The organism is Clostridium sp. LIBA-8841, from assembly GCF_057782475.1.
Genome location: NZ_CM173488.1, coordinates 2785467 through 2808365, shown reverse-complemented (window position 1 = coordinate 2808365; position 22899 = coordinate 2785467). Strand labels below are relative to the sequence as shown.

At 30.1% G+C, this 22899-nt stretch carries 22 protein-coding genes; all 22 read left to right on the top strand.

Annotation, left to right across the window (positions count from 1 at the left end; translation table 11 throughout):
• The first annotated feature begins 7 nt into the window (after positions 1 to 7).
• The 22 genes from sigE to rsmB all read left to right on the top strand — a co-directional run bounded on the left by sigE (position 8) and on the right by rsmB (position 22898).
• Positions 8 to 715: an RNA polymerase sporulation sigma factor SigE gene (sigE, locus tag AC2A4K_RS12215; protein WP_322502766.1), complete on the top strand. Its 708-nt coding sequence runs from the start codon at positions 8 to 10 to the stop codon at positions 713 to 715.
• Between the two features lie 74 nt (positions 716 to 789).
• Positions 790 to 1563: an RNA polymerase sporulation sigma factor SigG gene (gene sigG, locus AC2A4K_RS12210; RefSeq protein ID WP_322502765.1), complete on the top strand. Its 774-nt coding sequence runs from the start codon at positions 790 to 792 to the stop codon at positions 1561 to 1563.
• 143 nt (positions 1564 to 1706) lie between these two features.
• Positions 1707 to 1979 carry a YlmC/YmxH family sporulation protein gene (locus tag AC2A4K_RS12205; RefSeq protein WP_322502764.1) on the top strand — a complete coding sequence of 91 codons (273 nt, stop codon included), beginning with the start codon at positions 1707 to 1709 and terminating at the stop codon, positions 1977 to 1979.
• Between the two features lie 61 nt (positions 1980 to 2040).
• Positions 2041 to 2490 (top strand): transcriptional regulator NrdR, encoded by a 450-nt coding sequence (gene nrdR, locus AC2A4K_RS12200; protein WP_322502763.1) that lies wholly within the window; start codon positions 2041 to 2043, stop codon positions 2488 to 2490.
• A 181-nt stretch (positions 2491 to 2671) separates the two neighbouring features.
• The gene (gene pgeF, locus AC2A4K_RS12195) at positions 2672 to 3376 is read left to right on the top strand and encodes a peptidoglycan editing factor PgeF (RefSeq protein WP_322502762.1); all 705 of its coding nucleotides are present in this window, start codon (positions 2672 to 2674) and stop codon (positions 3374 to 3376) included.
• A 32-nt stretch (positions 3377 to 3408) separates the two neighbouring features.
• On the top strand, positions 3409 to 5124 hold the full coding sequence (locus AC2A4K_RS12190) for a HAMP domain-containing sensor histidine kinase (protein ID WP_322502761.1): 1716 nt from the start codon (positions 3409 to 3411) through the stop codon (positions 5122 to 5124).
• Between the two features lie 376 nt (positions 5125 to 5500).
• The gene (locus tag AC2A4K_RS12185; protein ID WP_322502760.1) at positions 5501 to 6838 is read left to right on the top strand and encodes a DUF512 domain-containing protein; all 1338 of its coding nucleotides are present in this window, start codon (positions 5501 to 5503) and stop codon (positions 6836 to 6838) included.
• A gap of 2 nt (positions 6839 to 6840) precedes the next feature.
• The gene (gene der / locus AC2A4K_RS12180) at positions 6841 to 8157 is read left to right on the top strand and encodes a ribosome biogenesis GTPase Der (RefSeq protein WP_322502759.1); all 1317 of its coding nucleotides are present in this window, start codon (positions 6841 to 6843) and stop codon (positions 8155 to 8157) included.
• A gap of 4 nt (positions 8158 to 8161) precedes the next feature.
• Positions 8162 to 9157, top strand: coding sequence for an NAD(P)H-dependent glycerol-3-phosphate dehydrogenase (locus tag AC2A4K_RS12175; RefSeq protein ID WP_322502758.1), 996 nt, complete (start codon positions 8162 to 8164; stop codon positions 9155 to 9157).
• Between the two features lie 192 nt (positions 9158 to 9349).
• Positions 9350 to 10828: a stage IV sporulation protein A gene (spoIVA, locus tag AC2A4K_RS12170; RefSeq protein WP_322502757.1), complete on the top strand. Its 1479-nt coding sequence runs from the start codon at positions 9350 to 9352 to the stop codon at positions 10826 to 10828.
• 263 nt (positions 10829 to 11091) lie between these two features.
• Complete coding sequence (locus tag AC2A4K_RS12165) at positions 11092 to 12075, top strand: asparaginase (RefSeq protein WP_322502756.1); 984 nt, start codon at positions 11092 to 11094, stop codon at positions 12073 to 12075.
• 256 nt (positions 12076 to 12331) lie between these two features.
• Positions 12332 to 13729: an NCS2 family permease gene (locus tag AC2A4K_RS12160; RefSeq protein WP_322502755.1), complete on the top strand. Its 1398-nt coding sequence runs from the start codon at positions 12332 to 12334 to the stop codon at positions 13727 to 13729.
• Positions 13730 to 14014: 285 nt separating this feature from the next.
• The gene (locus AC2A4K_RS12155; protein ID WP_322502754.1) at positions 14015 to 14899 is read left to right on the top strand and encodes a YicC/YloC family endoribonuclease; all 885 of its coding nucleotides are present in this window, start codon (positions 14015 to 14017) and stop codon (positions 14897 to 14899) included.
• Between the two features lie 13 nt (positions 14900 to 14912).
• Positions 14913 to 15182 carry an extracellular matrix/biofilm regulator RemA gene (gene remA, locus AC2A4K_RS12150; protein WP_003458433.1) on the top strand — a complete coding sequence of 90 codons (270 nt, stop codon included), beginning with the start codon at positions 14913 to 14915 and terminating at the stop codon, positions 15180 to 15182.
• A complete protein-coding gene (gene gmk, locus AC2A4K_RS12145; protein WP_322502753.1) occupies positions 15172 to 15822 on the top strand; it encodes a guanylate kinase in 651 nt (216 codons plus the stop codon). Before remA ends, gmk begins: the two co-directional genes overlap by 11 nt.
• Positions 15803 to 16015 (top strand): DNA-directed RNA polymerase subunit omega, encoded by a 213-nt coding sequence (gene rpoZ / locus AC2A4K_RS12140; RefSeq protein ID WP_322502752.1) that lies wholly within the window; start codon positions 15803 to 15805, stop codon positions 16013 to 16015. Before gmk ends, rpoZ begins: the two co-directional genes overlap by 20 nt.
• A gap of 5 nt (positions 16016 to 16020) precedes the next feature.
• Positions 16021 to 17208 (top strand): bifunctional phosphopantothenoylcysteine decarboxylase/phosphopantothenate--cysteine ligase CoaBC, encoded by a 1188-nt coding sequence (gene coaBC, locus AC2A4K_RS12135; protein WP_322502751.1) that lies wholly within the window; start codon positions 16021 to 16023, stop codon positions 17206 to 17208.
• A 38-nt stretch (positions 17209 to 17246) separates the two neighbouring features.
• A complete protein-coding gene (gene priA, locus AC2A4K_RS12130) occupies positions 17247 to 19442 on the top strand; it encodes a primosomal protein N' (RefSeq protein ID WP_322502750.1) in 2196 nt (731 codons plus the stop codon).
• A gap of 14 nt (positions 19443 to 19456) precedes the next feature.
• Positions 19457 to 19900 (top strand): peptide deformylase, encoded by a 444-nt coding sequence (gene def, locus AC2A4K_RS12125; RefSeq protein WP_322502749.1) that lies wholly within the window; start codon positions 19457 to 19459, stop codon positions 19898 to 19900.
• Positions 19901 to 19919: 19 nt separating this feature from the next.
• Positions 19920 to 20849 (top strand): methionyl-tRNA formyltransferase, encoded by a 930-nt coding sequence (gene fmt / locus AC2A4K_RS12120; RefSeq protein ID WP_322502748.1) that lies wholly within the window; start codon positions 19920 to 19922, stop codon positions 20847 to 20849.
• A 17-nt stretch (positions 20850 to 20866) separates the two neighbouring features.
• The gene (locus tag AC2A4K_RS12115; protein WP_322502747.1) at positions 20867 to 21562 is read left to right on the top strand and encodes a zinc metallopeptidase; all 696 of its coding nucleotides are present in this window, start codon (positions 20867 to 20869) and stop codon (positions 21560 to 21562) included.
• A 10-nt stretch (positions 21563 to 21572) separates the two neighbouring features.
• On the top strand, positions 21573 to 22898 hold the full coding sequence (gene rsmB / locus AC2A4K_RS12110; protein WP_322502746.1) for a 16S rRNA (cytosine(967)-C(5))-methyltransferase RsmB: 1326 nt from the start codon (positions 21573 to 21575) through the stop codon (positions 22896 to 22898).
• Position 22899 lies beyond the last annotated feature (1 nt).

Here is a 22899-nt window from a genome sequence, read left to right as displayed (position 1 = left end):
TTAGGTTATGTTAAATATAAGACTTTTACTTAATAAGTTATTTACTAAATTAGATATTATGGTTGAACCAATTTACTATGTTGGAGGAAATGATGTTCTTCCAGCGCCACTTACTAAGGAAGAGGAAGAAGAGCTAGTTAACAAGTTAGGGGAAAATGACGAATCTATCAGAAGCATACTTATTGAAAGAAACTTAAGATTAGTTGTTTATATAGCTAGAAAATTTGAGAATACTGGAGTTGGTGTAGAAGATTTAATTTCGGTAGGAACTATTGGACTTATAAAAGCAGTAAATACTTTTAATCCTGAGAAAAAAATAAAGCTTGCCACTTATGCATCAAGATGTATAGAAAATGAAATTCTTATGTATTTAAGAAGAAATAGTAAGATTAAAGCAGAGATATCATTTTATGAACCTTTAAATATAGATTGGGACGGAAATGAGCTTTTATTATCAGACATACTTGGTACAGATGATGATATTGTTTACAATTTAATAGAGGATGAAGTAGATAAAGAATTATTATTTACTGCTATGAAAAATCTTTCAAATAGAGAAAAAGAAATTGTTGAATTAAGATTTGGACTATGTGGATATAAAGAAAAAACTCAAAAAGAAGTAGCTGATATGCTTGGTATATCACAATCTTATATCTCAAGATTAGAGAAAAAAATTATAAAAAGATTAAAGAAAGAAATTAACAAAATGATTTAAGAGTATAAAATTAACCTCTACAGGTAATAATTAAAATGCGGAAGGGAATTACTTCGAAGGGGTTGATTTCAATTATGATGATAAATAAAGTAGAGATATGTGGAGTCAATACAGCAAAATTACCAGTTTTGAAAGAAAAAGAAATGAAAGAATTATTGTTACAAATGCAAAGTGGAGACAATAGCGCTAGAGAGAAATTTATTAAGGGGAATCTGAGATTAGTGCTTAGTGTAATCCAAAGGTTTAATAACAGAGGTGAAAATGTAGATGATTTATTTCAAGTTGGTTGTATAGGACTTATGAAATCTATAGATAACTTTGATTTATCACAAAATGTTAAATTTTCAACTTATGCTGTACCCATGATAATAGGAGAAATAAGAAGATACTTAAGAGATAATAATACTATAAGAGTTAGTAGGTCTTTAAGAGATATAGCTTACAGAGCTTTATTGGTTAGAGATAGATTAGTAAATGAAAATAATAAGGAACCTACTGTATCTCAAATAGCAAAAGAACTTCAGATTCCTAGAGAAGATGTTGTTTTTGCTTTAGATGCAATACAGGATCCAGTTTCTTTATTTGAACCTATTTACCATGATGGTGGAGATGCGATATATGTTATGGATCAAATAAGTGATTCAAAGAACCAAGATGATAGTTGGCTTGAAAATATAGCAATAAAAGAGGCTATGAAGAAATTAAATGATAGAGAAAAATTGATTTTAAATTTGAGATTTTTCAATGGAAGAACTCAAATGGAAGTAGCAGATGAAATTGGTATATCACAAGCACAGGTTTCAAGGTTGGAAAAAATAGCATTAAAGCACATGAGGAAGTATGTATAGAGCTCTTTTGAGCTCTATTTTTTTATGACTAGAATTTTAAAATTTTATGTTATTTAGAATTTTTCTTTTCTTCTAATTAATAAATATAAAAATATAACATATAAATTAAATATAAGAATTGTATATTTTAGGAGGGATTAAATATGGAAGAAAATTTATTTTCTTTAAATAACTTAAGGTCTATGGAGGTCATAGATATAAATGAGGGGAAAAAATTAGGATTAATATGTGATGTTAAGATAGACTGTGATGATAATAGAATATTATCTATTATAATGCCAGGAGAAAAAACATCATTTTTTAGTAAGTCAGAGGACATAGAAATAGATTGGTCTGATGTATATAAGATAGGAGAAGATGTTATACTAATAGATTCAAAAGGGAAAAATATACTAGATGTTGAAAAATATATATAGAAATTAAGCAAAAAAGAAGGTATAATGATAGTACAACTTAGAGAAAGGCGTGTAATTTAAAATGAGATGTCCTTACTGTTCTTATGAAGAAAGTAAAGTTGTGGATTCTAGATCTGCAGAAGACTATAATGCAATTAGAAGAAGAAGAGAATGTTTAAAGTGTTCTAAGAGATACACAACTTATGAAAAAGTAGAAGATATACCAATACTTGTTATAAAAAAAGATTTAAGCAGAGAAAGTTTCAACAAAGAGAAGATAATAAGCGGACTGATTAAGGCATGCCAAAAAAGACCCGTATCTAGAGCTCAGGTTGAAGAAATAGCTGCTGATATTGAACGAAACATAAGTAATAAAATGATGGTAGAAATAAAGTCTGATTACATAGGTGAAATGGTAATGGAAAGACTTAAGGCTATAGATGAGGTTGCATATGTAAGGTTTGCCTCTGTATATAGACAATTTAAGGATATTAACACTTTTATGGAAGAAATAAAAAATTTAATGAAATAATTATGAGCTATCTTAAAGTCTTTTCTTTAAGATAGCTTTTTTATAATTATTAAAAGTTTAGTCTTTATTGTGAATTAGATTTAACCGGAATTTAATTTAATAAAGTATGAAAGTGTGTTAATATGATAAAATAAGTAAGTTTTCAAAAAGTACGTTGAATTTATGATTTTGAGGTGAGAGTATGAAGAGAGAAATTATAAAAGATAAAGAGTTTATTGCATTTAATGATGGAAATATAAAAGTAAGATTTTCAACAGCATATAATAATGTTAATTATAAAAAAGAAGATGAAGATGGAAAAAAGAATTTAGAAGATTTAAAAGAGATATTTTCTCTTGATAAGGTTGTTTATGTCAATCAAATACACAGTCATGATTTTATAGATGCAACAGGAGAAAATTTTAAAGGAAATAAAGACTGTGATGCCATAGTTACAAAGGATAAGAATACTTTAATTGGAGTATTTACTGCAGATTGTGTTCCAGTTATAGCTTATGATAAGGAGAAAGAAATTATTGCTGCCATCCATAGTGGGTGGAAAGGCACATATAACAAAATAGTTAGAAATACCTGTGAATATATGAAAGAAAAATATGGTTGTGAAAATATTAAAGTAATAATAGGACCTCATGTAAGAGAATGCTGTTATGAGGTTAGTGAAGAGTTAGCAGATAAGTTTAGAAATGTTTTTGGAAAAGAAGTATGTAATGGTAGAATGTTGAATCTTGAAAAGTGTGTGAAAGTTCAGCTTGAAGGAATTGTGAAAGAAGAAAATATTACTTCTGTTGGAGTATGCACCTACTGTGAAGAAGAAATAAAGATGCATAGTTATAGACAAAAGCAAGAGATGTCAGGAAGATTATTCTCAACAGTATTTATTTCTTAGATTCTATTTTATAAATTGAGGATGGATAGCCAATGAAGAAAAGAATCATTATTTTTACAACATTAATAATAACCTTTTTTTTAGCAATAATGACGTCTATATATTTAGTTATATCTAATCACAAATATTTAGAGGAATCAAAAAATGTTTTAAATGAGTATAACAAGGTTATAGCTTTATTGTTAGAAAATGATCAAGGAAATATAAAGAGTGAATTATCAAAACTAGAATCAAGCAGTGACATGAAAAATATAAGGATAACTTATATTAGCAAAGAGGGAAATGTTCTTTTTGATACTCATAAAAAATTAAGTAGTGAAAATGAGAGCTACCTTCAAAGACAGGAAATAATGGATGCTATTAAAGATGGCTCTGGAAGTAGTGTTAGATATAGTGATGATTTACATCAAAACATGATTTATAGTGCACTTAAACTTAAGGATGGCTCTATAATAAGAACCTCTATAGCAGTTAAAAATGCTCAAATATTAGATAGTACTAATACTAACTATTTAATATTAGGAGTAGTATTGGCTTTAGTAATTTCATTATTATTAACTGTTAAAATAACAAATATAATACTAAATCCTTTAAAGGAACTTGAACAATTAACAGCTACTATTGCTAGTGGTAATTTTCATAAGAGAGTTAAGATTAATTCTAAGGATGATGAAATTCAGAGCTTAGGAAAAAGTTTTAATCACATGGCAGAACAATTAGAGATAACAATTGAACAATTTAAGGATAAGCAAAATGGTTTAGAAGCAATATTAAAAAGTATGGATAGTGGTGTAATAGCTTTTGATAGAGATATGAATATTCTAATGATAAATCCGTATGCTAAAAAAATATTTGGCATAAGTGGAGAAATTGTTGGAAATAAGCTTTTGGACTATATAACAGATAAAGAAATAATAAAAGCTTTTTGTGGTGGAAAAGAGAAAGTAGAAATTGAGGTTAACTATAATAATGATCCTAAGATTTTAAAAATAAGAAAGGCAAGTATAATAAATGAGCCTGAAATCATAGGAACAGTTGTGGTTATTCAAGATATTACAGATATTAAAAAGCTTGAAAATATGAGAAGTCAATTTGTAGCTAACATATCGCATGAACTTAAAACTCCTCTTACATCAATAAAGGGATTTGCAGAAACCTTAAGATATGTTGATGATGATGAAACTAGAAATAAGTTTTTAAGTATAATAGATGAAGAGTCTGACAGATTAGCAAGACTTTTAGAGGATATACTATCTCTTTATGAAATTGAACAAAAGAGAAACAATGTTTCAGAGGAGTTTGATGTAGATAAAGAAATAGAAAAAGTATATTTCTTATTAAGTGATCAAGCTAAGAAAAAAGGTGTTGAAATATTCTTAGATACAAATAGTAACTGTATTCTTATAGGAGATAAGGATAAGTTTAAACAAATGCTATTAAACCTTGTAAGTAACTCTGTTAAGTATACTGAAAAGGGCGGCAGAGTAAAAGTTGAAAGTTATACTCATGATATGAATCTAGTCTTAGTTATTGAGGATAATGGTATTGGAATAAGTAAAGAGGATCTTCCAAGAATATTTGAAAGATTTTATAGAGTTGATAAGGCTAGAAGTAGAGAAAGTGGTGGAACTGGACTTGGTCTTGCCATAGTTAAGCACATAGTAAGACTTTTTGATGGGGATATAAGCGTAAGTAGTGAAGTAGAAGTAGGAACTAAAATTGTAATAACAATTCCTATAAATATATAAAGAGTTTTTAAGCTTTAGAATATTTAAATATAGTGTATTTAAGTATATGAGGATTTGAAAGAAATCTTAAGTTAAAAATATTACATGTGTTAATTAAATTTGGTAGATACTTTTAATTATGTATAGTAAAATATACTTAATAGGTATAGTTAAAAATAAGTAATCCTCTAAAAGCAATTTGAGGATTACTTTTTAACGTTAAAGTATTACTATTGTTTAAAGCAAGATTAAATAGTTAATAATTCAAGATATATTAAAAATAATTAGTTAAAAATTATACAAAATCGTAATATATAAGCATAAAGTTATTTAAGTTGACTACATTATTTAATTAAGGTAATATAACATAGATAGTACTAAAATAGGAGTGAAGCATATGAAGAGTAGAATTGCTGAAGTCTTACCAGGTGGAATTGGTGAGGAATTAGGCTTTGAAAAGGGAGATATACTATTAAGCATAAACGGTACTAAAGTTGAAGATATACTTGATTATAGATTTTTATTAGCAGACGAATATATTGAGGTAGAGATATTAAAACCCAATAAAGAGGTTTGGGAGTTTGAAATAGAAAAGGATTATGGTGAAGATTTAGGAGTAGAGTTTGAAGAAGCCATCCTAGATAAAGCGAAGAGTTGTACAAATAAATGTATATTTTGCTTCATAGATCAATTACCAAAGGGAATGAGAAAAACTTTATATTTTAAAGATGATGATTCAAGACTTTCATTCTTACAAGGTAACTTTGTTACTTTAACAAATATGAAGGATGAAGATATTGATAGAATCATAAAATATAGAATAAGTCCTATAAATGTATCAGTTCATACAACAAATCCAGACTTAAGAAAAAAAATTCTTAATAATAGATTTGCAGGGAATGTATATGAAAGATTACAAAAGCTAGCTGCTGCAGGTATAACAGTAAATGCTCAAATAGTTGTTATGCCAGGAATAAATAATGGAGAGGAACTAGTTAGAACCGTAGAGGATCTTTATAAGCTACGTCCTTCAGTTGAAAATGTTGCAGCTGTTCCAATTGGTGTTACAAAGTTTAGAGAAGGATTAGCTGACCTTGAAATATTTAATAAAGAAACAGCTAAGGAAGAAATAGATAGAATAAAAGTTCTTCAAGAAAAGTATATAAAAGAAATTGGAAGTCCATTTATAAGACTATCAGATGAGTTTTATGTTATGGCAGAGGAAGAAGTTCCAAATGAAGAGTTCTATGGTGGATATGAGCAATTAGAAGATGGAGTGGGAATGATAAGACTTCTAAGAGAAACTATGACTCAAGATATAAAAGAAAAGTTAACTAAAAAGGGAAAAGGAAAGTTTACTCTTATTACAGGAACATCAGCATTTAAAGAATTAGATAAGGTATGTAATGATATAAGAGAAGCAAATAATAACATAGATATTAAATGTCAAGCTATATTAAATGACTTCTTTGGGCATACAATAACAGTTGCAGGACTTTTAACAGGTCAAGATGTTATTGCTCAACTTAAAGATAGTATCGACAGTGAATACTTGATTATGGCAGACAACATGTTCAGAAAAGGTTATGAGCCAGGAGACATAACTCAAAGAATAATGTTAGATGATTTGACAGCAAAGGATATTGAAGAAAGATTGGGAGTTAAAGTTATAGTTTGTAACTATACAGGGGAAGACCTAATAGACTTAATAAACGAACACTGTGAGGAGGAATAAGAATGAGTAAACCAATAGTTGCTATGGTTGGAAGACCGAATGTAGGTAAATCGACGCTTTTCAACAAATTAGCAGGAAAAAGAATTTCAATAGTACAAGATACACCAGGTGTTACAAGAGATAGAGTGTATGCAGAATCAGAATGGTTAAACAGAAAATTCACAATGATAGATACAGGTGGAATAGAGCCAGAAAGTAGCGACGTAATTGTTAAACAGATGAGAAGACAAGCACAAATTGCTATAGAAATGGCTGATGTAATAGTATTCGTTGTTGATGGTAAGGAAGGGCTTACTGCTGCTGACCAAGAGGTTGCACAAATGCTTAGAAAAAGTAAAAAACCTGTTGTTTTAGTAGTTAACAAAATAGATAGATTAGCATTAGAAGAAAATAGTTATGAGTTCTATAACTTAGGAATTGGTGATCCTGTAACTATATCAGCATCTCAAGGATTAGGTCTTGGAGATATGCTAGATGAGGTTGTTAAATACTTCAACGATCCTTCAGAAGATGAGGAAGAGGATGAGTACATAAGAATAGCTATGATAGGAAAACCAAATGTAGGTAAATCATCACTTATAAATAGATTATTAGGTGAGGAAAGAGTTATCGTAAGTAATGTTCCAGGAACAACTAGAGACTCTATCGATAGTTATTTAGAAACAGAAGAAGGAAAATTCATCCTTGTTGATACTGCTGGATTAAGAAGAAAAAGCAAGGTTAAAGAAGAAATTGAAAGATATAGTGTAATCAGAACTTATGCTGCAGTAGAAAAGGCTGATGTAGCTATACTTGTAATAGATGCAGAACAAGGAATAACTGAGCAAGATGAGAAAATAATAGGATATGCTCATGAAATGAACAAAGCTATTATGGTTGTTGTTAACAAGTGGGATTTAATTGAGAAAGATGATAAAACTTTAAGTAATTACCAAAAGGATTTACAACAAAAGCTTAAATTTATGCCATATGCTAAGTACTTATTTATATCAGCATTAACAGGACAGAGAGTACATAAAATCTTATCAACAGCTAAGTACTGCTATGATAATTACTCAAAGAGAGTTTCAACTGGAATATTAAATGATGTTATAAGTAAGGCTGTTTTAATGAAGGAACCACCAGTAGTGGCATTAAAGAGATTAAAAATATACTATGCTACACAGGTTGCTACAAAACCACCTAAGTTTGTATTCTTCGTAAATGATCCGAATCTTTCACATTTCTCATATGCTAGATACTTAGAAAACCAACTAAGAGATAGTTTTGATTTTGAGGGAACTGGAATAGAAATAGAATATAGAGCTAGAAAGGAGTAATTTTATGAGTAAAGTGGCTTTTTTAGGAGCAGGAAGTTTTGGTACTTCCTTAGGAATATTATTGGGGAACAAAGGTGTTACGGTATCTCTGTGGGATAGAGATGAAAATGTAATAAATGACATTAACGTAAACAGAAAAAATGATAGATATATAAAAGATCTAGTTATTCCTACAAATGTCACTGCTTATAAAGACTTAGATGAAGCTTTAAATGGGGCTGAATACGTAGTTCTTGCAGTGCCTTCTCATGTTATAAGAACAGTTTGTAAAAGCTTAAAAGGCAAAATTAGTGACGATGTAATCATAATTAATATTGCTAAAGGAATTGAAGAGGGTACTAACCTAAGATTATCTGAGGTTATAAATCAAGAATTACCAAACAATAGAGTCGTAGTTTTATCTGGGCCTAGTCATGCAGAAGAGGTTTCAAAAGGAATTCCTACAACTTTAGTTGCAAGTTCAGAATGTATGGAGTGTGCAGAAAAAGTTCAAGATTTATTTATGGATAAAAACTTCAGAATATATACTAATGATGATATTATTGGTGTTGAAATTGGAGGAGCCGTTAAAAATATCATAGCTTTAGCTGCTGGCGTTTGTGACGGTATAGGATATGGAGATAATTCAAAGGCTGCTTTAATGACTAGAGGAATGGCTGAAATAGCTAGAATAGGAATTAAGATGGGTGGAAAAGCTGAGACTTTCTTTGGATTAACTGGTATGGGAGACTTAATAGTTACTTGTACAAGTATGCATTCAAGAAATAGAAGAGCTGGAATACTTATAGGTCAAGGGAAAACTGCAGAAGAAGCTATAGAAGAAGTAGGAATGGTTGTTGAAGGTATAAAAGCCTGCAAAGCCTTCTATGAATTAAAAGAAAAAGAGGGTATAACAATGCCTATAACTGATATAGCATATAAAGTTCTTTTTGAAGGTGCAAAGGCAGAAAATGCTGTTACTTTCTTAATGGAAAGAGACAAGAAAAAAGAAGAGATATAAGTTGTTTTTAATAAAAGAGATGTGTCAAAATTGATAATTTTGTGCATCTCTTTTTGTTTTTATATTTATAAAAGTGAAAATATTGAAATAAATTGTCCACAATTAAATGAAAATATATTTCCTCTAAAAGTATACTTTTTTGAGATTCCTAATATATATATAGTGTTAATAATATTTATAGGAGGGTGTATCTTGGAAGATTTCAATATATACAAGGATATAGCAGAAAGAACTCAGGGAGATATTTATGTTGGAGTTGTTGGACCAGTAAGAACAGGAAAATCTACATTTATAAAAAGATTTATGGACTTAATGGTAATACCTAAGATTGATAATACTTATAAAAAGGAAAGGGCGAAGGATGAGTTGCCACAAAGTGGTTCAGGTAAAACTATTCACACAACAGAGCCAAAATTTGTTCCTAATGAGGCAGTTGAAATTGCATTAGACGATGGTATTAGGTTTAGTGTTAGAATGGTAGATTGTGTTGGATATATTGTCAAGGGAGCAAATGGTTATTTTGATGATGGCGAGCCTAAAAAGGTTCATACTCCTTGGTTTGACTACGAAATTCCATTTGAAGATGCAGCTGAAATAGGAACTAGAAAGGTAATAACAGACCATTCGACAATAGGTTTAGTAATTACTACAGATGGAAGTATAACTGGTATAGATAGAGAGGATTACTTAGAGGCTGAAGAAAGAGTAGTGGCTGAATTAAAATCAATAGATAAGCCATTTATAATTGTACTTAATTCATTACACCCAAGAGGAGAAGAGACATTAGATTTAAAACAAGAGTTAGAAATCAGATATGGAGTTCCAGTTCAGATAATGGATGTAGCCAATATGAATGAAAATGACATAAACGATTTATTTACCAAAGTACTTAAAGAGTTTCCTGTTAGGGAAATTAATATAGACATGCCACAATGGATTGAAAAATTAGAACCATCTCATTGGTTAAAATCTAATTTTATAAACATAGTTAGAGACATGTGTAAAAACATATCAAAAATTAGAGACGTTAAGGATCTACTTAGTACTTATGGAGAGGAAGATTTCTTAGGAGTAGCTGATATAGATGAGATGAATTTAGGAGATGGAACTGTAAGAGTTAAGATGAATCCTAAAAATGGCATATTCTACAGAATAATAAGTGAAATGTGTGATGAAGAGTTAAATGATGAAAGTGATTTAATTTCTTTAATTAAAGAACTTCATAGAGCAAAATCTGAATATGATAAGGTAGCTGAGGCTATAAATAGTGTTAAGGAAACAGGTTATGGATTAGTTGCTCCTCAATTATCAGAAATGAAATTTGAAAAGCCTGATATTGATAAGCAAGGTTCAAAATATGTTGTTAAACTTAAGGCTAGTGCTCCTAGCTTACACTTAATAAAAGCAGATATTCAAACTGAGATTTGTCCAATAATGGGAACTGAAAAAGAAACTCAAGAAGTATTCAAAACATTACTTGAGCAATTTGAAAGTGATCCGGAAAAATTATGGCAAAGCAATATGTTTGGTAAATCACTAGAGACATTAGTTCAAGAAGGTTTAAGAAGCAAGCTTTATAAAATGCCAGATGACATTCAAAGTAAAATTCAAAAGACTCTTCAAAGAATTATTAATGAGGGTGAAGGTAACTTAATCTGTATTATATTCTAAAGTAATCAGTATATTTAAAGACTATATCAAAGTAAACTTTGATATAGTCTTTTTATGATTTTATAATATAATTTAGTTTTATAAAATTTCTAAAAAGATTATAATTATTAATAATGGTTAGGTATTTTGGTAATTTATTTTAACTAATTGACGTTTCATATAAAGAGAATTTCATAATCATTGAAGAAAAATATTAATTTAAGTATAATAAGCAATAGGACGAATGATGTTTAATCAAATAAAAAAGAAATTCGGAGGTACTCATGAAGAAAATAGCTGTAATTTTTAACGGTGGAACAATATCAATGAAAGTTGATGATAGAATAAAGGCGGCAGTTCCAAGCCTAACAGGAGAGGAAATAATGGCTATGGTAACAGGAATAGAAAGCTTTGCAACAATAGAGTCACATAGTTTTTCTTCATTACCAAGTCCACATGTTACTCCAGAAATAATGCTTGAGTTATCAAAATTTATAAATGCTTTAATAGATAGAGATGATATAGATGGAGTTGTAGTAACTCATGGAACAGATACTTTAGAAGAAACTTCTTATTTTGTGAATTTAACAACTAAAACAAGTAAGCCAATAGTATTTACAGGAGCTATGAGAAGTGGATCGGAATTAGGATATGATGGACCTGCTAACTTAGCAGCAGCAATATGTACGGCTGCATCAGATGAGGCAAGAAATAGAGGGGTTTTAGTTTGCTTTAATGGAGAATTAAATAGTGCTTCAGAAGTAACTAAGGCTAACTCAATGGCTTTAAATGCCTTTAGAACACCTAACTTTGGACCTATAGGAATAGTGGATAATAATAGGGTTATATTCGATAGAAAGGTTCCACAAGAGGACTTTATACCATTAGAGGTTATTGATAAGAAGGTAGCAATAATTAAATGTGCTGCTGGAATGGATGGGGATTTCATATATCATTGTATAGAAAGAGAATATGATGGAATAGTTATAGAAGCTTTAGGAAGAGGAAATGTTCCTCCAACTATGGTAGAGGCAATAAAGGCTGCTTTAGATAAGGGCATAGTTGTTGTGCTTACTTCAAGATGTTTTGAAGGAAGAGTAAGTGATAGCTATGGATATCTTGGAGGTGGAAAAAATCTTAAGGAACTTGGTGTTATATTCGGAGAGAGTATGCCAAGTCAAAAGGCTAGAATAAAGCTTTTAACTCTTCTTGGATTTAATAAGGACTATAGATATATTAAGCATAGTTTTGAGAAAGAAAGATATTAAACACATATAATTTATTAAAAAGTTATGAAAAATATTCGATAATAGTTGAATATTAATCTAGAATAGTGTACAATAACATTCGTAGACAGATAAAACGTTCATAAATGATAAAAATGTTCGTGTTTTGAGTTGAGAGAAATATTATTAGTAAACTTTTCTAAGGTTATTATTCATGGAGAATAAAGCTATTTTAAGTTTACTAAGCTTAAAATAGCTTTTTATATTTATGAACTTAAGATGAATTTGGAGGTTTTTTATGGAAAATAAAATTCATGTTTTACACGAAGAAGAAAATTTACGTGTCTTACCTGAACACAAAAGTGAGTATAAGAGAGAAATTTTAGCCGGAACAACAAGTTTCTTAGCAATGGCTTATATAATCGCTGTTAACCCATCAATATTAAGTGCGGCAGGGATGCCAGCAGGGGCAGTAGTAACAGCAACATGTATATCTGCTGTCATAGGATGTTTAATAATGGGACTTTATGCAAAGTTACCATTTGGACTAGCTCCTGGGATGGGATTGAATGCATTCTTTACTTTTTCAGTAGTTATAGGAATGGGAATATCTTGGGAAGTAGCTCTTACAGCTGTTTTTGTAGAAGGAATAATATTCATACTTTTATCATTATTTAAAGTAAGAGAAGCCGTTGTTGATGCCATACCAATAAATTTAAAGTATGCAGTTACAGCAGGTATTGGTTTATTCATAGCCTTCATAGGATTTAATGGAGCAGGAATAGTAGTTGGAAATCCAGACACAATGGTTGCTATGGGACAAGTAGGTCCTAAGATGTTAATAGCTATGATTGGTCTTTGTATAATAGTAATTTTAGAAAAGAAAAAAGTTAAAGGATCAATGTTAGTTGGTATAGTAGTTTCAACTCTTTTAGCTTGGGGATATGCCTTAATTAATACTGAAGCTGCAGCTAATATTGGAATATACTTACCAAATGGAATATTTAAGTTTGAATCAATTGCACCTATAGCTGGAAAAGTTGATTTCTCATACTTAACTTCACCACAACATATATTTAACTTTATAACTATAGTTTTCACATTCTTATTTGTTGATTTCTTCGACACAGTAGGAACTTTAATTGGGGTTGCTTCAAGAGCTAATATGTTAGATAAAAAAGGAAGAGTACCTAACGCAGGTAGAGCTTTAATGACAGATGCCATAGCAACTACTGCAGGGGCTTTACTTGGAACATCAACTGTAACAGTTTATGTTGAAAGTGCCACTGGAGTTGAGCAAGGTGGTAGAACAGGATTAACAGCTATAACAATAGGAGCGTTATTCTTTATAGCAATGTTCTTCTCACCAATATTCGTAGCAGTGCCATCATGTGCTACTGCACCAGCTTTAATATATGTTGGATATTTAATGTTAACTAGTGTGTTAAAAATAGATTTTAGTGATATTACAGAGGCTGTACCAGCTTTCTTAATAATAGCTTTAATGCCTTTAACTTATAGTATAGGTGATGGATTAACAATCGGAGTTTTAGCATATGTAATATTAAACTTAGTACACAATATATTTACTAAGAAGAAAGAAGATAAAAAAGAGTTATCAATGGTAATGAAGGTATTAGCGGTTATATTTGTAATAAAACTTTGCTTACCTATAATAACTCAAATGGTCGGCTAATAAGACTATATAAAATATATTAATAAAATCTCATGTTTCTTTAATTTAAGCACTTAAAAGACTTTGCTGAAAATCGATGATTATTTTGTAATAAATAATTTGAGGTTTTTGAGCAAAGTCTTTTTTATTAGTAATATATATAGCAATTCCATCTAGAGAATATTTAGAAGAGTAGATTGAAAATTTTTTGTGAAAACAAATGTTAACAATTTGTAAATAATATCTTGTTATTATAGGGATTTTATATTAAAGTATATTTATATTATTTTCAAGGAGGCTCTCTTTATGGTTAAAAGTATGACTGGTTTTGGGAGAGCAACTAGTGAAGAGGGAAAAGATAGAATATTTTCTCTAGAAATGAAAAGTGTAAACCATAGATATTTAGACATGAACATAAGAATGCCAAGAAGTATGGTTTCTTTAGAAGAAAAAATAAGAAATATTGTTTCTTCTAAGCTTAATAGAGGAAAAGTTGATATCTTTATAAATTATAAAGATTATGCTAAAAATCAAGGTGGCGCTGTTTTAAATGAAGAATTAGCTAAAAGTTATGTTGGTTCTTTAGAACAGTTAAAATCTTTATTTCCTAACATGGAAGATGATTTAAGCTTATCACTAGTGGCTAGATACCCAGATGTAATAACTATAGAAGAAAAATCAGAAGATTTAGATGCTATATGGGAAGAAATAAACTCACTATTAGGCGATGCTATAGAAAATATGGTTTCTATGAGAAAAGTTGAAGGTGAGAAATTAGCTAGTGACATATTAGTTAAATGCAACTCTATAGAAGAAATAGTAGCTTTTATAGAAAATAAGGCAGATGTTGTTGTTAGTGCTTATAAGCAAAAGTTAGAGGATAGACTTAAAACTTTATTAGGAGAAGTTCCAGTAGATGAAAACAGAGTAGCTATGGAAGTAGCTGTTTTTGCTGATAAAGCTTCAATTGACGAAGAAATAATAAGACTTAGAAGTCATATTAATCAATTAAGAAAAACTTTAACTTTAGATGAGCCAATAGGTAGAAAGTTAGACTTCATAGTACAAGAAATGAACAGAGAAGCTAATACTATAGCATCAAAGTCAACAAATTTAGAAATAACCAATAAGGTTATAGATATAAAAAATATTATTGAAAAAATTAGAGAACAAGTTCAAAACATAGAATAATTGGAGGTAGCAAATGAGTATAAAGTTAATTAACATTGGTTTTGGAAACATAGTTTCAGCTAATAGATTAGTAGCAATAGTAAGTCCTGAATCAGCACCTATAAAAAGAATCATACAAGAAGCTAGAGATAGAGGTATGCTTATAGATGCAACTTATGGTAGAAGAACAAGAGCCGTAATAATTACAGATTCAGATCATGTAATTCTTTCAGCTGTTCAACCTGAGACAGTGGCTCACAGATTATCAACTAAGGAAGAAGTAGTTGTTGAAGATGATGAATAAAATACATAAGGACAATAGAGGCGTTTTAATAGTTATTTCTGGTCCTTCAGGTGCGGGTAAAGGAACTATTTGTAAAGCTTTATTAGAAAAACATGATGACATATTCATATCAGTTTCTGCTACGACTAGAAGTCCTAGAGTAGGAGAAGTTGATGGAGTAAATTATCACTTCTTAACAAAAGAAGAGTTTAAACAAAGAATAGCAGAAGATGATTTCTTAGAGCATGCTGAAGTTTATGGAAATTACTATGGAACTCCTAAATCAAGCGTTGAAAAAATGCTTGATGAAGGAAAAGACGTAATATTAGAAATAGATATACAAGGTGCTTTAGAGGTTAAGGAAAAGGCTACTGATGGAGTATTTATATTTATATTACCTCCTTCAATGGAAGAACTTAAACAAAGAATCATAAAAAGAGGTAGTGAAACTCCTGAAAGCTTAATGACTAGATTTAAGTCAGCTTATAAAGAAATTAATTATGTATCAAAATACAATTATGCTGTAGTTAATGATAATGTAGAAGATGCAGTGAAAAAAATAGAGGCTATATTATTAGCAGAGAAATGTAGAGTAGACAGATTAAAAGAAAATATATTAGAGTCAAAGGAGGACGAAATGCATGAACAACTCTATGATTAATCCATCAATCGTTGAATTATTAAAAAAGGTAGAAGATAGATATTCTTTAGTAATATTAAGCTCAAAGAGAGCTAGACAAATAATTGACGGAGCAGAGACTTTTGTTGATGTTGAGTCAAATAAACCATTAACAATAGCTATAAACGAAATCGACCAAGGATTTGTAAATTACAAAGACGCTGAGGAGAAATAAGAGACATGAAGGATAAGAAATGTGTTGTTGTAGGAGTAAGTGGAGGAGTAGCTGTTTATAAAGCTTTAGATGTTATAAGCAGACTAAGAAAAAAAGATGTAGAAGTACATGTAATAATGACTAAATCCGCTACTGAGTTTGTAACACCATTATCTTTTCAATCATTAAGTCAAAACATGGTTATAACAGACATGTTTGCTGAACCAAAGGCTTGGGAAATACAACATATATCATTAGCTAAGAAGGCTGATTTAATGCTTATTGTACCAGCTACGGCAAACATTATAGGAAAAGTTGCAAATGGCATTGCTGACGATATGTTATCAACAACTATAATGGCAACAAAGGCGCCAGTTGTTTTTTGCCCTGCAATGAATACAAACATGTATGAGAATCCTATAGTTCAAAGAAACATAAGTCTTCTTAAGGAGCTTGGCTATGAATTCGTAGAACCAGCTAGTGGAAGATTAGCATGTGGTGATGAGGGAAAAGGTAAACTTCAAGATACCGAAGTTATTGCAGAAGAAACATTGAGAAGGTTACATTCTACTAGTGATTTAGTAGGTAAGAAAGTTGTTGTTACTGCAGGACCTACTGTAGTGCCAATAGATCCTGTAAGAATTTTAACAAATAGATCTTCAGGAAAAATGGGATACTCAATAGCAGAAGAAGCCAGAGATAGAGGAGCAGAAGTTGTTCTTATATCAGGCCCTACTTCTTTAATAAAACCTCATGGGGTTAAGGTTATTGATGTTAAGACTAATGAAGAAATGTTTGATGCTATAAAAAAAGAGTTTGAAGACGCTGATATAGTTATTAAATCTGCAGCTGTAGCAGATTATAAAGCTAAGAACTATAGTAGTGAAAAGATTAAAAAAACAGGGGATGATTTAAATTTAGTCTTTGAGAGAGATAGAGATATTCTACACACTCTTGGGGAAATGAAGAAAAATCAAATCCTAGTTGGCTTTGCAGCAGAAAGTAGCAATGTATCAGAAAATGCTAAAGGTAAGTTAGAGAGAAAAGCTCTAGATTATATTGTTGCAAATGATATAAGTAAACCAGAAACAGGTTTTGCTAGTGATGAAAACAAGGTTACTATAATAAGTAAATCTGGTGAAGAGATATCTTTAGAAAAGATGTCTAAAAGAGAGGTTGCAAAGAACATATTTGATATTATAAAAGGGCGCTAATTGCGCCTTTTTATTCTATATGAACAAGGGTGATTATTTTGGAGAAATTTGCTGAAGTAATTGTAAATAGTGAGGCTGTTACAATTGATAAGCCTTTTACATATAAGATTAAAGAAGATTTAGTCCATAAGATAGAGGTAGGCCATAGGGTGTTGATTCCTTTTGGAAATGGAAATAAAAAAATTGAAGGTTTTGTTTTAAAAATATTAAATAATGTTGAAAATAAAAATATAAGGTATAAGGCTATATATGCTGTTTGTGATGAAAAACCCTTATTAAGTGAAGATTCTTTAAAACTTATTTACTTTTTAAGAGAAAAGTATTTATGTAAGTATATAGATGCTATAAGAGTTATGATTCCACCTAGAATAATGAGTGGTAATAAAGAAAAAACAAAACAGGTTGTATTATTTAAGGAATATATAGAAGAGTTAAGTGAACCACAGAGAACAGCCTTAGAGTTAATTGAGGAAAAAAGTGGTGGTTTCACAAAGACAGAATGGAATAAGTTTTTCAATGTATCAACATACATGATAAATAAATTAATAGAATTAGGATGTGCTTATATTGAAGAAGTAAGAGTTTCTAGAGAAGACTTAAGAGAGTTTAAGCCTTATCCACCTAAAAGTCTAAATGAAGAACAGATAAAAGCATATGATACTGTTTTAGAAAGTGATAAAAATATTTTTTTATTAAAAGGTGTCACGGGAAGTGGAAAAACTGAAGTTTATATGAACTTAGTTAGCTATATGCTTCTCTTTGAGAAAAGCTCTTTGATTTTAGTACCAGAAATAGCATTAACTCCTCAAATGATTGAAAGATTTAAAGGAAGATTTGGAAAAGATGTAGCAGTCTTTCATAGTAGACTTTCAGATGGAGAGAGGTATGATGAATGGTATAGAGTGAAAAATGACCAGGTTAAGGTTGTTATTGGTGCGAGGTCAGCTATATTTTTACCTTTTAATGATTTAGGCTTAATAGTAGTTGATGAAGAGCATGAAAGTAGTTATAAGTCAGATATGAATCCTAAATATAATACCATAGAGGTTTGTGAGTATTTAAGCTACTTAAAGGATTGTAAGGTAGTTTTAGGATCTGCGACTCCAAGTGTGGTTAGTTATTATAAAGCTCTTAAGGGAATGTATGAGCTTATTGAACTTAAAAATAGAGTTAATAATGGGGAACTTCCTGATGTTTCTATTGTTGACATGAGAGAAGAATTAAGAGCAAACAATAAGACTATGTTTAGTAGAGATTTATATTTGAAAATAAAAGATAGATTAGAGAAAAAAGAACAAATAATTTTGTTTTTAAATAGAAGAGGATTTTCATCTTTTGTTTCTTGTAGAAGTTGTGGATTTGTTTTTAAATGTAACAATTGTGACATATCAATGACTTATCATAATAATGGATACTTAATTTGCCATTATTGTGGAAACACAGCAAGGATGCCTAAAATTTGCCCTAAATGTGGAAGTACCTATGTTAAACATTTTGGAGTAGGTACAGAAAAATTAGAGGCGGCAGTTCATCATTATTTTCCAGAAGCAAAAGTTTTAAGAATGGATGTGGATACAACAAGAAAGAAAAATTCTCATGAGGAAATTTATAATTCTTTTAAAAGTAAAGAGGCTGATATATTAATAGGAACTCAAATGATAGCTAAAGGACTAGATTTCCCAGATGTAACTTTAGTTGGAGTTATGGCAGCAGATATGTCTTTAAATTTACCAGATTATAAGTCAAGTGAAAAAACATTTCAGCTTATAACACAGGTAAGTGGTAGAGCAGGGCGTGGTGATAAAAAAGGAGATGTAATAATACAAAGTTACTCACCTGAACATTATGCTTTAACATGTGCCAAAAATAATGACTATGATGAGTTCTTTAAACGAGAAATAAATATAAGAAAAGTTATGGGATATCCACCTTTTGATGATTTATTCTTAATAAGTTTAAGTGCAAAAGGAGAAATAAAAATAAAGCTCTTTGCAAAAAAATTAGAGAAGTATTTACGTAATATATTAAAAGAATATGATAATATATTTATATACGAGGCATGTCCTTGTTCTATAAGTAAAATAAAAAATGTTTATAGATGGCAAATATTAATCAAAGGAAACTTAGATTTACAGGTATGCAACAAAATAAAAAAAGGGGTTTATGAATTATCTAAAGATGTTTATAATGAGATTAAGATTGGTTTAGATATAAACCCTAATAGTTTAATGTAAGGGAGGAACCTATTTTGGCAATAAGAAACCTAAGATTTAATGATGATGAAATACTAAGAAAAAGATGTAGAGTAGTTGATGATGTTAATGATAGAATAAAAGTTTTAACAGAAGATATGATAGAAACTATGTATGAAAATAATGGCGTTGGATTAGCAGCACCACAAGTTGGAATACTTAAAAGAGTATTTGTTGTAGATGCTATGGATGGAGCAGGTTCTAGAGTGTTTATCAATCCAGAAATTCTAGAAAAGAGTGGAGAGCAAACTGATGAAGAAGGATGCTTAAGCTTACCTGGAAGACATAAACCAGTAAAAAGAGCTAATAAAATAAAGATAAAGTCTTTAGATTCTAATGGAAAAGAGTTTATATTAGACGCTGAAGGCTTCTTAGCAAGAGCTATACAACATGAATATGATCATTTAGATGGAGTGCTTTTTATAGATCATGAACTTTAAGACTGAGGAGGAATAAGACATGAAGATAGTATTTATGGGAACACCAGATTTTGCTGTTCCATCATTAAAGAGTCTAATAGAAGAGTTTGGAGTAGAAGCTGTTTTCACTCAACCAGATAGACCAAAAGGAAGAGGTAAGAAATTAGGGATGTCTCCTGTAAAGGAAGTTGCTTTAGAACATAATATACCAGTTTACCAACCTTTAAGAATAAAAAATGAGCCAGAAACTATAGAAGAATTAAGAAGTATGGAACCAGATTTCATAATAGTAGTAGCTTTTGGTCAAATATTACCTAAGGAAGTTTTAGATATTCCTAAGTTTGGATGTATAAACTTACATGCATCATTACTTCCTAAATTTAGAGGAGCAGCACCTTTAAACTGGAGTATAATTAAGGGAGAAAAGGTAACAGGAAATACAACTATGCTTATGGATGTAGGACTTGATACTGGAGATATGCTTTTAAAGGATGAAGTGGAAATTACAGATAACATGACAGCAGGAGAATTACATGACATCTTAATGGAAAGAGGAGGAGATTTATTAGTTAGAACTATAAAGGGAATAGTTAATAATGAAATAACTCCAGAAAAGCAAAATGAGGAAGAAACTTGTTATGCTTCAATGCTTGATAAAGAAATAGCTAAGATTGATTGGTCTCTTTCAGCTCAGGAAATTCATAATTTAGTTAGAGGATTAAATCCTTGGCCAGTAGCCTTAACTTCATATGATGATGTAACAATGAAAGTCCATCAAACTCGTGTAGAAAAAGGTGACAGTAATAAGGATCCAGGAACTATTATATCTGTAGATAAGACTGGAATTAAGGTAGCGACAGGAAAAGATGTATTAATAATAGAAAAATTACAATTCCCAAATAGTAAGCAACTATTTGTAGAACAATTTATAAATGGAAACTCAGTGGAAATAGGTAAAGTATTAAAATAATTTTAGAAGGTGATGGTATGTTTTATCCGTTTTATTTTGATCCAACATATTTAATTCTTATACCAGCGATTTTAATATCTGCATGGGCCCAATTTAAGGTTTCAAGTACATTTAATAAGTATAGTACAGTTAGAAGTACAAATGGATATACTGGAGCGCAGGTTGCTAGAATTCTTTTAAATAATGCTGGGCTTCAAGATGTAGAAATTCAACAAGTACCAGGAAGATTAAGTGACCATTACGATCCAAGAGCTAAGGTTTTAAGATTATCATCAGATGTTTATGGAAGCTCTTCTGTGGCATCAATAGGAGTGGCTGCTCACGAGGTTGGTCACGCTATACAGGATAAGGAATCTTATGCAGCATTAGTTTTTAGAAATGCTATAGTTCCTGTAGTTAACTTTTCATCTAGTTTATCATGGATATTATTCTTTGTTGGGATATTATTTAGTTATAAAAGTTTGGTGGCTATCGGTATAATATTATTCTCAGCAGTTGTATTATTCCAGTTAGTAACATTACCAGTAGAGTTTAATGCTTCATCAAGAGCTTTAAAACTTTTAGAAGGACAGGGAATACTTTATGATAATGAAGTGAAAGGGGCTAGACAAGTATTAAGTGCAGCCGCATTAACTTATGTAGCAGCAACACTTATGGCTATATTACAATTAGTAAGACTTATAGCTATAAGCAATAGAAATTCAAATGATTAGAGGTTAGAATATGAATGCAAGAAAAATAATAGTAGAAATATTAGACAATGTCTTATTAAATGGAGCATATTCAAATATAGAAATAAATAAGCAATTTGCATCTAATGATATAGATCCAAAAGATAAGGGATTAATAACAGAAGTTGTTTATGGAACAATAAAGTACAAAAAGATGATAGATATAATTCTTTCAAATTTTGTTGCTGATATAGGAAAAATAGATGAAAGCGTAGTAAACATATTAAGAAGTGCTATATACCAAATGAAGTTTTTAGATAGAGTACCTCCATATGCAATAGTTAATGAGGCAGTAAACTTAACTAAGGAAACAGATCCAAATTTAACTAAATTCGTAAATGGAGTTCTTAGAAATTATCTAAGAAATGAAAATAAAAACTTTAAAGTTGGATTAAGAAATAATGAAGCTTTATGTTATGATTTTTCTTTTGACAGATGGATGATAGAAATGTTCACAAAGCAATATGGAAAAGAGGATGCTTTAAGAATACTTAGAGGGCTAAACACAGTTCCATATGTAACAGTTAGAGTAAATACATGTAAAGCTGATTATGATGAGGTTTATGAAAGACTTGAAGAAGAAGGTTATGATATAGAAGAAGGAGCATTTTCACCGGAGGCTATCATAATTAAAAGAGGTAGTGCTATAGAGAAAAATAAACTTTATCAAGAAGGATTAATAACAGTTCAAGACGAAAGTGCTATGCTAGTAGCTCCTTTATTTGATTTAGAGGGTAATGAGCAAGTTATGGATGTATGTAGTGCTCCAGGAACTAAAGCTACTCATATTGCTGAGTTAATGATGAATAAAGGAAAAGTAGTAGCTTTTGATATTCACGACCATAAGTTAGCATTAATACAAGAAAATATAGATAGATTAGGTTTAACTAATGTTGAAGTTGAATTAGGAGATGCTACAAGAATCAATTCTAAGTACATAAATTGGGCTAATAGAATATTATTAGATGTTCCTTGCTCAGGACTTGGAATTATAAGAAAGAAACCAGAAATAAAGTGGAATAAGAAGAATAACGACTTAACAGAGGTTGTTAAGGTTCAAAAAGAAATCTTAAAAAATGCATGGAACTATTTAAGAGAAGGTGGAGAACTAGTTTATTCTACTTGTACTTTAAATAAAAAGGAAAATGAGGAAGTTATAGATTGGTTTGTAGAAAACAATTCAGACTGTGAACTTGAAAAAGTATTCTTAGGTAAAGCAGATAATGTAATATATAATGATAATGGAAGTGTTACAATATTACCTAATAAGTACATGGATGGTTTCTTTATTGCTAAGCTTAAGAAAAAAGTAAAATAAT